This window comes from Photobacterium sanguinicancri, from assembly GCF_002265265.1.
GTDB lineage: Bacteria > Pseudomonadota > Gammaproteobacteria > Enterobacterales > Vibrionaceae > Photobacterium > Photobacterium sanguinicancri.
Genome location: NZ_NOIF01000181.1, coordinates 1 through 10,279 on the forward strand (window position 1 = coordinate 1; position 10,279 = coordinate 10,279).

A 10,279-nucleotide genomic window follows, 5' to 3' on the forward strand; every position below is an offset into this window, starting at 1 on the left:
GAGTGATTAATCTCCAAAAAAAATAATGAGTTAAATTGATTTTCTATTTCTTATTGCGACTCATAATCGAGGGGAGTTCTATTGATAGCATTCACTTTTTATGAATAGCTATAAGGGATTTTTTCCATTGTGAGGTAAATAAGCCATGTTTGATGTCAATCTAACTGGTATGGCTAAAATGAGATGAAGATTTAAATTTTTTATTGCTCTGTGGGGTAGGTGTGCATGGGTTACGAGAAAACGGTGAGGAAAAGTACTTTTTTAATTAACCGTACCCTTTTATGGCAGGGTACGGTTATATACCTATATTATTTGTCACGCTGAATATAGGTTACTTTTGTGAGTGATTGTCCAGTACTGTCATCAGTAGCGGTGAACTTGACTGTTTGGGAACGAATTTGTGGAAGCGAGACAAATACGCGCCCATACTCATCGGTTTTTTCACTCCTTATGCCATGAATATTAGTGGTAACTGTCGCTCCTTCGACTCCTTTACCGTTTTCACTTACTGATATCCACGCGCCATCATTGACAGATGAAACGTTCATACGATACTCAGCAGCTGCGGTAAACGACATGGCTAACCCTGCCATAAGTAGACTCGTCTTAATTATTTTCATAGTTACCTCGTCTTCTCGTTGTACACGGAATCATAGTAATTGTGGCAGGGAAATCCTCTTATGGCAGGTCATAATTATTCACTTTTAGAATATTTAATCTTAATTTTGTCTCTGTAGTAATGCTTAAAAGGATATTCTGGTATAAAGTTTTAACGAGAAGAGCCCTTGTGTGCCAATTGACTTTCAAGGTTGTAAATATTGGTTTATTACACTGTTTTCACATATCTCATATGAATGATATTTGAATAAAAAATTTACGATAATTTATCTTGTTTTAGGAATGAAGATGAAGTTTTTGACTTGTGTACCATTAGTACTGGTGGCGAATATTGCTTTTGCTAGCGAAGTGAAGCCGAGCTTTGAATGTACGAAAGCTTCTGGAGAAGTTGAGAGCTTAATTTGCCACGATCAGACGCTAGTAAAGCTCGATCTTCAAATGGAAGGCCTATACAAAAAAGTATTATCAACTATGCCTGAATCGGCTCTGGCGAATTTTAAAGCTTCTCAGCGAGGCTGGATCAAAGGACGCAATGATTGTTGGAAATCGGTTGATGTTTATCAGTGCACTAAAAATAGCTATGCATTACAGACTGAAAGTTTGGCGCAGATAGGGCGACTTTTCGTTAATGATAAACCAACCTATTACCGATGCAGTGGAGGAGTGCATCCTGCGGTTGCGGTGCGCTTCTATCAATTCAACGATCAATCTAAAGCCATACTTCAATATGGCACAGACAGTGAGTTATTAGATGCGGCAGTGAGTGCGAGTGGTGCTAAATACACGAGTGATACTGCTAGCTTTTGGTCACATAAAAAAACCGCAAGTGTACAAGTTGGGCGAGATTCTTTGAGCTGTAATTTGGTTGCTGAAAAACCTAGCCCTATGATTTCTGCACTTGGTGTCACGCGTCTACAGCAGGCAGAAATATTAGGCATAGGTGAAGACAATGAGCCAAAACGCCTATGGCGTGGGCAGTGGGGCGAAAATTGGCAGAGTACAAGTACATCTAATGGCACCGAGGGTTATTACAAGGTTTCTCTCACGTTTGCTGGGAATCTTGTTGCTTATGGTAATGTCATGAATAACAAGCAAACCCAAGCTGCAGTGATCACTGATTTTCAAACTAGCGGTTCTGGGCGGTTTTCATATTTGTCGCTATTTGATGAGCAATTAGACTCTTATGGGTATGGTGAGGCGAATAATGTCGCAACAGCACTTATTGGCGATCGTATTCAAGTGATAGACCTCTATGTAGAGTCACCATTTATTGTTGTGAAATCCATTCAGGCGGGTAAACAAGATCCTATGTGTTGCGGTGGTGATCTTGTTACGCAATTTTGGCAATACCAGGGCGGAAAGTTAGTACAGGATGACAGTAAGCTGCAACGTAGCCGCATTAGTCTCGATGTATTAGCGGGTAAAACATGGTATTTGATGGAGAAAGGGCCATTACCTGCGTCTAAAACGACTCCAATAGGGAGCACTTTGATGTTTGATGAGGGTCAGTTTGTCGGTTCAACAGGCTGTAACCGTTACTCTAGCAAGGTGCAAAGTTCGGAAGGTAAAACCGATATAAAACTATCCACCATTGCTACCACGCGTAAGGCATGCCGAAGTGACGAAAGTCGACAGCAAGAAAAACAGTTCCTAAAAGCGTTAGCAAAGGTGGAGCGCTATGGTTTTTACGCCGGTCAGCTCTATTTGTACTTGGAGGAATCTGCAGAATCAAAAGTCATGGTTTTTAAGCCCACAGATTAAATATAGGACTACTCAGCTAGTGGCTCCTTACATGAAGCGAGCCCATAACGGCCTTAACGCCCACAGCATGAAGAAAGTGATTGAGGGTGCGTATTTCTTCTTGTTGAAGAAAAAATGCGCTTGGTTTTTTAAAAAAGCAGCACTAAAAAAAGCATCAGCCAGCTGAACGGATTCTTTGGCATTGGCTGCTTGTAGTTCTTTTAGGGAGCTTCCTGCTAAGAACTGGCGATCTTCTTTATTTACAACCCAGTTTTGGGCAATACGATGAGCTTCTTCCATTAACTGAGGTTGCGGTACAACGCTTTGTACTAACCCTGCGGTTAGTGCTTCTTCTGCATTGGGCTTCCAGCCCTCTTTACCTAGCATACGTTGACAATTTGCCTCACCTAATAAGCGAGGGAAATGGTAACTGGAGCACCCCTCTGGGGTAATGCCCAATGCCGAAAACGGCGTTGAAAATGTTGCGTTGTCAGCTGTAACAATACGGTTTGCTAGAGTAGCAGAAGTCACGCTGGCCCCGATGGCTGGACCATTAATAGCGATGAGTAAGGGTTTATTGCAGTTTAAAAATACCTCAAAAAGCCGTTGGTTATTCTTAACGATTAATTCATGTAGTGCTTTAGGCGGCATGACTTTCAACGTGCCAGCTAAATTTACACCCGCAGAGTAATATTTACCCACCCCCGTTAGAATAATCGCTTTTACATTATCGTTTGTATTGGCAATCGAGAAAGCTTCTTTAAGTGATTCCATCATATCCATTGTCCACCCGTTTAGTTTATGAGGGCGGTTCATCGTGATGGTGAGCACATCGTTTTTTATACTGGTGAGAAGGTGACTTGCTGCGATATTCGATAGGCTAAGACTGTCCATAGTCATACTCCCGTTAAAAAATATTGAAAAAGCGCTTACATCCAGAGCATTAACATTAGCAGATTTAAATCGAAATGCTTTCCGGTAAAGGGCTCAACAAAGGCTTCAGGCAACTACTTTTAAGTCCGACTTATAGATACTAATTTCAAAATGTCGCTCGTACTATTCATAATTCAGCCAGATGTAAAGGGGGGTGAATATAACTTTCCCTGCAATTACGATGCCCTACTAAAGGTATTAAACGTTCTAATATCGGAAATTAACGATGAAACTTATGAAAAATGTAAAGCTACCCGCGATTTTAAAACTGTCATTAATTATCTCTTTAATTACGCCAACGCTTGCTAATGCAACAGGTTTTTACATTGGTGCTAATGTGGGTGCTGGCCAGCAAAAAAATTCAACGATGGTTAAAAATGAAGACGCGCCTATTGGAGCACTAAAGGCGGGGTACGATATCAATGAGTACTTTGGTGTCGAAATGCGTTATGGCGGCGTGAATTTACGTACGGACGAAATTTCTTTACGTGATTTTACTTCTGTTTATGCAAAAGCTCAGTATCCGATTAATCAACATGTTTCGGTTTATGGTTTAGTCGGCGCGACATCTGCAAAGATAGATGAAGCGGCGCATAACAGTACGAAAAATAGTGGGAGTTTTGGCGCTGGAGTTAGCTACTCAATTACAGATAGCTTAAAAGCCAATGTAGAATTAAATCGAGTGTCATCTCATGAGCGATATGAGCTTGATGCCGTTACGTTAGGCCTTGATTATAAATTTTAGCGTTATACTCAACTTTTCAAGTCAGCTTAGCTATAAAAAAGCACCACCGGAATGGTAGTGCTTTTTTTTATTTAGTTCTAAATTAAGGCTGTTGACGTGTCGCTGCTAGTACGATTTCACGAATACATACGTTTTGTGGTTGGTTGTATGCGTAGCTAATCGCGTTAGCAATATCTTGTGGTGCCAGAATGCCACCCATGTCTTGTTTCCAATCTTCATAGCCCGCTTTGATTTCTTCGCTTGTTGTATGGCTCAGAAGCTCAGTTTCAACGGCACCCGGTGCAATCGTAATAACACGTACATCTTCACTTGCCACTTCTTCGCGAATGTTCTCACTCATTGCATGAACCGCAAATTTAGTACCACAGTATGCAGCGTGGCTTGGGAACGTTTTACGGCCAGCAACAGAACTGATGTTGATGATAGTACCGCCTTTACGTGCTTTCATATCTGCAAGTACGCAGTGAATACCGTTCATTAAGCCTAGAATGTTTACGTTAACCATGTTTTGCCATTCTAACGGGCTTTGCTCATGTACAAGGCCAAGTAGCATCACACCTGCGTTGTTGATTAAGCAGTCGACTTTACCGTATTGTGCTTCAGCTTCTTCAATCGCCGCTTTAAAGCTAGTTACATCTGTAACGTCTACTTTGCGACATAGCGTGTTTGGAAGGTTCAAGGCTTCTAAGCGCTCAACGCGGCGCGCTAATAATAAAAGAGCGTATCCTTGCTCTGAAAGGTGACGTGCTGTTGCTTCACCAATACCTGAACTTGCACCTGTGATAACAACTAGTGGCTTAGACATAAGATACTCTCTCTAAAAATTATTTTATTACATGAGGTTACGCAACATAAATGGAATAGCTTGCTGCGTTCTGGTGGCTAATATAAGCCTAGGGGATGAAATTGAAAAATATCAATTACTAAGGGTTATGATAAGTAAAAACTATGGATAGATAATTTGAAGCCCGTAACCATAAGTGTTATTTATCATAGTTGTTAACTTTAACGATGAATGAAAATTAGGAACTTGGTATGGATTTACGGTTATTACGCTTTTTTATTGCTGTGTATGAGGAGCAGAACATTACAGCAGCGGCAAACCGATGCTACGTTTCGCAACCTTCCATTTCAAATGCTGTGAAGCAGCTGGAAGAAGAGCTCGGGGTAACCTTATTTGAGCGCCATAAGAAAGGGGTCACGCTGACAGAAGAATCACATCACTTGTACCCAAAAGCTGTGCAGTTGATGAATGAAATTCATGCATTGCCAGATTTATTTATTCAGCGACGACAGACCTCTCCAATCAAAATTGCGAACTTTCCAGATTTAAGCCAGACCGAATTGGCTCGGGTGCTGGCAAGGTTAAGTGAAAATTGCCCTGAACTGCGTTTAGAGTTGGTAGATGCCAACGATCCGCACGCAGATTGCGCTATCACGCTCGATATTCTTAAAGCGGAAGATGAAATCTTCTTACCATTATGGGAAGAAGACTATGTGTTATGTATGCTGCCTGATCACCCATTAGCGCAGTTAACGGAAGTAAAGCCGCGTGATCTGCACCAGTATGATTTTATTGAGTGTCCGCCGTGTGAAGCACACCAACAAACAATTAGCCTGTTAGCGTGCGATGGTTTGTCATTGAACTTGCTGGCGAGGGCTGAACATAAGATGCAGGTAATGCACTTGGTTCAGGCTGGGATCGGTATTTCTTTTTTACCCACTGGCGTGTTAGAGCAATCGAACCAGTTGGTAACTGTGCCTTTGGTTGGCCCCAGAATGTTCCGTCGGTTAGGCTTAACCTACGCGGCAAGTAAGGCCAACAGCCAAGCATTAAATGCGGTGATAAGAGCGTTACGATAAAAGGTCAATAAATATTTAGAGAATCGCGAGTAGCCACTATTGGTTTATCATTTTGATTTTATGGTTTTTTTAGCCAGTAGGATGAATATGTTTAAGAGGATAAAAATGAATAGCCAGAATACACCCGTGGTAATGAGGCGTGCTGGAAAAAATTGGTAAGTGTCAGTCTTCCCAAAATAAGAAACGTAATTCAAGGGGAAACCGATAACCTTATGCGGTGTAAAGTATTGAGATAATTGAGAAAAGAACATCACAATAGCCATTATGACGTTAGTGCCGACTGTAATAATTGAAGACATAGAAATCTGTTCGCTAACCAATTTGGTTTTATATTGTACACTTTTGTGAGCGATAAACAAAAGCACGCAAAAACGTGCTTTTGGCAACTAAATTAGAGGTTTACTTCACCAAAGATAGCATTGGCAGATTTCGAGTACATCTTACGTATCTGATCTAACCTAATTTTTAAGTATTGATACTGTGTTTTACATACTAGCCATTCTGATTTATCAGGATGCGTTTCTGTTGTTATGCATTCACCTTCGATAATGCTTTGATCGCGCAGTTTAAGTGTCACTTGATAGTGATATAAACAAGCAATTTCAAAGCAATCATGTAATGCACAGTCGATAGGTTTATAAGTATGCGACATATTATTTCCTAACGCTGTTTCCTGTTTCTAGATGATCTGATACCAATCTAACTAAGTAACTGGTCGTTCTTGCTGGTTAAATTCACCTGAACACTTACTTACCCGAGTTGGTATAACTAGAAACCATGGTATTAATAGGATAGTCAATAGATTGAAGATTGTCTCAAAAATGGGATGAATTCGATTGGTGGGGGAGTGAGATAATTAAAAGGCCGTTGATACGGCCTTTAGCGGTTGGTATAGAGGCTACTGTTAGTTAGATAGCAATCGTTTCAGGCTGTAAGTACAGCTGCCATGCATCTTGGTAGAGTTCCTGTGATTCAGAACGAAGCTGGCTGATACGTGCTAGTTCGAACTCTGATAATTCACGATCTTGTTCTAGACTTGTACGTTCAATCTTCTGAATTTTCTCGTATATTTCATGCTCTGCACCATTTTTAATATCTGAAATACCTTTTAGGTGAAGTTGTACTTCAGCAATGATGTTTGTCTCTGGTAACTGTACTAGCATTTTTAAATCACGGTAGCCAGATGCCGTCGGTTTCTTAAACCTGTTTTTTACCGCAACAACTGTTACTTCTTTATTCATTAATTCAAAGGCTTGAACTAAGCTTGGAATATCGTCAGCAACAATAGATCCACGGGCTAGGTCGGTAATACGGCTAGCGTCACCTTGAAGCTCTGTTGCAACTTTCTTCTGTGCACGCGCTTTTGATTTAACACCAGGAATAATCGCCTGAGTGTGAGTGACTAAACTGATTTCTTTAATCAGAGCGTCTAGTTCAGTTTGAGCATGAGTAGCAGCAGTGTAAAGCATGCCAAACTCAGAATAGGGTTGAGTGATTGCTGGCTCTTGCCAACTTTCAATGCTGTAAAGACCACTCAGGCTGCGCTGAAACGATTTTTTACTCTGAACCGTTTCTTTGGAAGATGGCTCGAAGTCTGTGTCTGTAAATTGAGGCAGTGGTGCAGCAACAGAGCCACGGCCAACAACACATAAAAGAACACAACAAGCACGAATAACAGATTTAAGATCCATTCAACAACTCCAGTGATAGCTTAGGTGACAGCAGCTAACTGTCACGTAAACAATCTACAACTTACATAAAACGGTGTTACCTACATCATCTTAATAACGATGAGGGACAAAAAGTGTCGTATGTTGTTCGGTTGTTTTTCTTCTTCGTATCTTTTCTTTACGATTGCTATCTTACCAAGGTTAGCTGAACTCAAAATGAATATTTGCCGCCTATACAGCATATATATGGTGTATTTGGGCCTTTACAAGGGGGATTGAGGCTGTTTATTTAATAATTAAGCAGAAAGTGTGACCTGCTCTACAAAGTCGCCATAAGGGCGTCCGATTACAGCTAAACTTAGACAATAGCTAATGCTGGTATAAGTGTATTTGCCCATTACCTTTGACTAAGAGCACGTACCTTTTGCTATCCGCTTTGCAAGGTGAACCTCGCTTTAATGCTATTTATGTATTGACCAGAGGGTTTTACTTGCAGTGATTATCAGTTCAATTACTTCATAAAATTGGTTTAAAATCAGTTACACTGCTTATCAAGCGCTTACGTCATAAGGTAGAGTATTTTGCAGCAAGAGTTATTGATTATTTTGGTCGTGATTTGGTTAGGCTTGTCGGTAGGTAGCATGCTGCTATTTCAACGAGGTAAAGATGCAGAGCGTAAGCGTAAATTGTGGCCGAAGTACACAATTTTTAGTAATGCTGTATTGGCTAGCTTTATTGTGTATATGCAGCCGCCTTTGGCTATGATGATTGGCTTACTGATTTTTATGGTGCCATTAACGCTACTGACTATTCGTTCGACTAAGTTCTGTGATGCATGTGGTAATGCAAGCCGCTCCCCATTTTTCATGAAGCCGCCTACGGCATGTAGTCACTGTAAGAAGCCGCTGAAATAAATTCAGAAATAAGTGGCGAGAAAAAGGGGCTTGCTAGCCCCTTGCTTTGATTACTTTGATTTACGAGCTTGCTGTTTTAGCTCGAAATCAAATTCATCAGGGAAGATCACCAAGCCTTCTTCATTTTGGTTAGGGAAGATAGCAACAGCAAGTTCATCATCTTCAAGGCCATGGCTCCAGCGGCTGTGCCACTTGTTTAAAGAGATCGCTTCTGCTTTACAGTGATCCCAATCGCCTGTTGCCCATGACTCTGCAAATTCTTTATTTGGCCATACAGGTACACAATCTTCATCTTCGCTATTTAGCATCACACAACCGTGTTCATCGGTTAGGATCCAAATTTCACGGTTTGCAACGACTTCTTTGATTAGATACTGGTAGCGCTTCTCTGCATCATATTGGTTGATGTTGTCGATTTTAGTTTGATCTAATGGGGTTGCCATGGGTATTCCTGATACGAACAGTAAATTCGCTATAGGATAGTGCAATTTTGTAACAGAGTTAAGTGAAACTCAGCGTAAGAAGAAGCATTGGATCATACGATAGCGTAATGGGGGAAATATAGCATGCCTGCAACAGCTACAGGCATACTCTGAGGCTATTTTAGAGTAATTGGAACACGTACTGACAATTGAAAATCAGGGGCATCAGCTGTTAATCCTGCAGTGGCGCCAATGTTGATTGTTGTATCACGACTGATGGCATAATTTGCACCAAAAGACAGTGAATCAAGTTGAAGTAATTTTGCATTGTCTGGTGTTGTGCCATTGATTTTAGATTTTAAAATGGTTTTGTGGCTAAGCCCCATGCTAAATGAAAATTTCGGATTGACCGCAAACCCCATCCCAGCACTGAACGAAATAGTGTCACCTAAATCTATGGTCTGGTTACCTGACTCAGTTTCAACATCATCTTCAATATTCCAGATATAACTGGTGCTTGCGTATATTACGGCGGGGTCGATCGGTAAGATCATGGTGACCCCTGGCTCTATACTGGCAAATCCAGAACCTGTTGGTAAGCTTTCAAATTCATTGGTTTTTGGATCGATACTGACATCGTACGGTGATTTACCTGTCGTACTTTTAAAACGTAAGCTACCGATCCAATAAGGTGCAGTATTCATATTAAATTGATACTTAAATGCAGCTTCAATGTCGCCTAAACCACTACCATCTAAATCAAGAAGTTCGTTATTATTTGCACCAGTTTGGGCTTTACGCTTTGAAATAGAATCTGCTCGGTAAACAAGAGGTATACGAGTTTCTACTTCGAAGCGATTTGTTATCCCATATCGTCCAGTAAACCCGACAGTCAATGTTGTTCTATCAACATCGCTGGCTTCGATTAATCCCACAATCAATGAAGGTAAAACGGTGTAACCTACAACAGAGACAGAATTTGAAGAATTCTGCGTGTAGGAAAATGATGTGTCTAAGACAAAAGAACCTCGTGGTGTTAGTACACCTGGTTGCTCAAAAATATCTGCAACGGTTTGGACTCTTTTTGGCTTTTCCTTTTTATCGTCGGTTTGATCTGCAGAGGGTTCCTCGGCAAAAACAGCACTAGAACAAAGTGTTAGTAGCGCTACTAAGCTTTTATATTTGAATGTATTCAAAACTTCCTCACTTTAACGCAAATTAATCCCAAAAAGGTCGGAGAGTTATACGTCTTTGACCATAAAAAAAGAGTAGTAGAACGAAACATAACGTCTAATGAGACGTCTCATTTAATGTCTTAATCCTGAGATGCTTATAAGACCCTCTCATAATTGATAATTTGCTTCGCTATTAATA

11 protein-coding genes are annotated in these 10,279 nt (G+C 40.7%); 4 read left to right on the plus strand and 7 right to left on the minus strand.

Annotated elements, in window-relative coordinates; all coding sequences use genetic code 11:
* Positions 1-308: 308 nt before the first annotated feature.
* Positions 309-620, minus strand: a complete 312-nt coding sequence (locus ASV53_RS19935) for a hypothetical protein (protein WP_062687659.1) — start codon at positions 618-620, stop codon at positions 309-311.
* Positions 621-906: 286 nt separating this feature from the next.
* Between ASV53_RS19935 and ASV53_RS19940 the strand changes: the two genes are divergently transcribed.
* Positions 907-2,379 carry an META domain-containing protein gene (locus ASV53_RS19940; RefSeq protein WP_189337927.1) on the plus strand — a complete coding sequence of 491 codons (1,473 nt, stop codon included), beginning with the start codon at positions 907-909 and terminating at the stop codon, positions 2,377-2,379.
* A gap of 27 nt (positions 2,380-2,406) precedes the next feature.
* Here ASV53_RS19940 and ASV53_RS19945 read toward each other — a convergent pair whose 3' ends face one another.
* Complete coding sequence (locus ASV53_RS19945) at positions 2,407-3,252, minus strand: enoyl-CoA hydratase/isomerase family protein (RefSeq protein WP_062687661.1); 846 nt, start codon at positions 3,250-3,252, stop codon at positions 2,407-2,409.
* A 265-nt stretch (positions 3,253-3,517) separates the two neighbouring features.
* Between ASV53_RS19945 and ASV53_RS19950 the strand changes: the two genes are divergently transcribed.
* The gene (locus tag ASV53_RS19950; protein WP_094958390.1) at positions 3,518-4,036 is read left to right on the plus strand and encodes a porin family protein; all 519 of its coding nucleotides are present in this window, start codon (positions 3,518-3,520) and stop codon (positions 4,034-4,036) included.
* Between the two features lie 82 nt (positions 4,037-4,118).
* Here ASV53_RS19950 and ASV53_RS19955 read toward each other — a convergent pair whose 3' ends face one another.
* Positions 4,119-4,841: an SDR family oxidoreductase gene (locus ASV53_RS19955; RefSeq protein WP_094958391.1), complete on the minus strand. Its 723-nt coding sequence runs from the start codon at positions 4,839-4,841 to the stop codon at positions 4,119-4,121.
* 230 nt (positions 4,842-5,071) lie between these two features.
* Here ASV53_RS19955 and ASV53_RS19960 point away from each other — a divergent pair, with 230 nt between their 5' ends.
* Positions 5,072-5,899, plus strand: a complete 828-nt coding sequence (locus ASV53_RS19960) for a LysR family transcriptional regulator (protein WP_094958392.1) — start codon at positions 5,072-5,074, stop codon at positions 5,897-5,899.
* Between the two features lie 391 nt (positions 5,900-6,290).
* Here ASV53_RS19960 and ASV53_RS19970 read toward each other — a convergent pair whose 3' ends face one another.
* Complete coding sequence (locus ASV53_RS19970) at positions 6,291-6,551, minus strand: Rho-binding antiterminator (RefSeq protein ID WP_048897676.1); 261 nt, start codon at positions 6,549-6,551, stop codon at positions 6,291-6,293.
* 256 nt (positions 6,552-6,807) lie between these two features.
* A complete protein-coding gene (locus tag ASV53_RS19975; protein ID WP_094958394.1) occupies positions 6,808-7,590 on the minus strand; it encodes a nucleotidyltransferase family protein in 783 nt (260 codons plus the stop codon).
* 560 nt (positions 7,591-8,150) lie between these two features.
* Between ASV53_RS19975 and ASV53_RS19980 the strand changes: the two genes are divergently transcribed.
* Positions 8,151-8,483, plus strand: coding sequence for a hypothetical protein (locus ASV53_RS19980; protein ID WP_062687665.1), 333 nt, complete (start codon positions 8,151-8,153; stop codon positions 8,481-8,483).
* A gap of 50 nt (positions 8,484-8,533) precedes the next feature.
* Here ASV53_RS19980 and ASV53_RS19985 read toward each other — a convergent pair whose 3' ends face one another.
* Together ASV53_RS19985 and ASV53_RS19990 are read right to left on the minus strand one after the other, a co-directional pair.
* The gene (locus ASV53_RS19985; protein ID WP_094958395.1) at positions 8,534-8,926 is read right to left on the minus strand and encodes a DUF2750 domain-containing protein; all 393 of its coding nucleotides are present in this window, start codon (positions 8,924-8,926) and stop codon (positions 8,534-8,536) included.
* Positions 8,927-9,081: 155 nt separating this feature from the next.
* Positions 9,082-10,101: a transporter gene (locus ASV53_RS19990; protein ID WP_094958396.1), complete on the minus strand. Its 1,020-nt coding sequence runs from the start codon at positions 10,099-10,101 to the stop codon at positions 9,082-9,084.
* Between the last annotated feature and the right edge of the window lie 178 nt (positions 10,102-10,279).

Excerpts from the sequence above, each read along its gene's own strand:
- ASV53_RS19985 (WP_094958395.1), bottom strand. The coding sequence starts at position 8,926 with ATGGCAACCCCATTAGATCAAACTAAAATCGACAACATCAACCAATAT.
- ASV53_RS19940 (WP_189337927.1), top strand. The coding sequence starts at position 907 with ATGAAGTTTTTGACTTGTGTACCATTAGTACTGGTGGCGAATATTGCT.
- ASV53_RS19975 (WP_094958394.1), bottom strand. The coding sequence starts at position 7,590 with ATGGATCTTAAATCTGTTATTCGTGCTTGTTGTGTTCTTTTATGTGTT.
- ASV53_RS19935 (WP_062687659.1), bottom strand. The coding sequence starts at position 620 with ATGAAAATAATTAAGACGAGTCTACTTATGGCAGGGTTAGCCATGTCG.
- ASV53_RS19970 (WP_048897676.1), bottom strand. The coding sequence starts at position 6,551 with ATGTCGCATACTTATAAACCTATCGACTGTGCATTACATGATTGCTTT.
- ASV53_RS19960 (WP_094958392.1), top strand. The coding sequence starts at position 5,072 with ATGGATTTACGGTTATTACGCTTTTTTATTGCTGTGTATGAGGAGCAG.
- ASV53_RS19955 (WP_094958391.1), bottom strand. The coding sequence starts at position 4,841 with ATGTCTAAGCCACTAGTTGTTATCACAGGTGCAAGTTCAGGTATTGGT.
- ASV53_RS19945 (WP_062687661.1), bottom strand. The coding sequence starts at position 3,252 with ATGGACAGTCTTAGCCTATCGAATATCGCAGCAAGTCACCTTCTCACC.
- ASV53_RS19950 (WP_094958390.1), top strand. The coding sequence starts at position 3,518 with ATGAAACTTATGAAAAATGTAAAGCTACCCGCGATTTTAAAACTGTCA.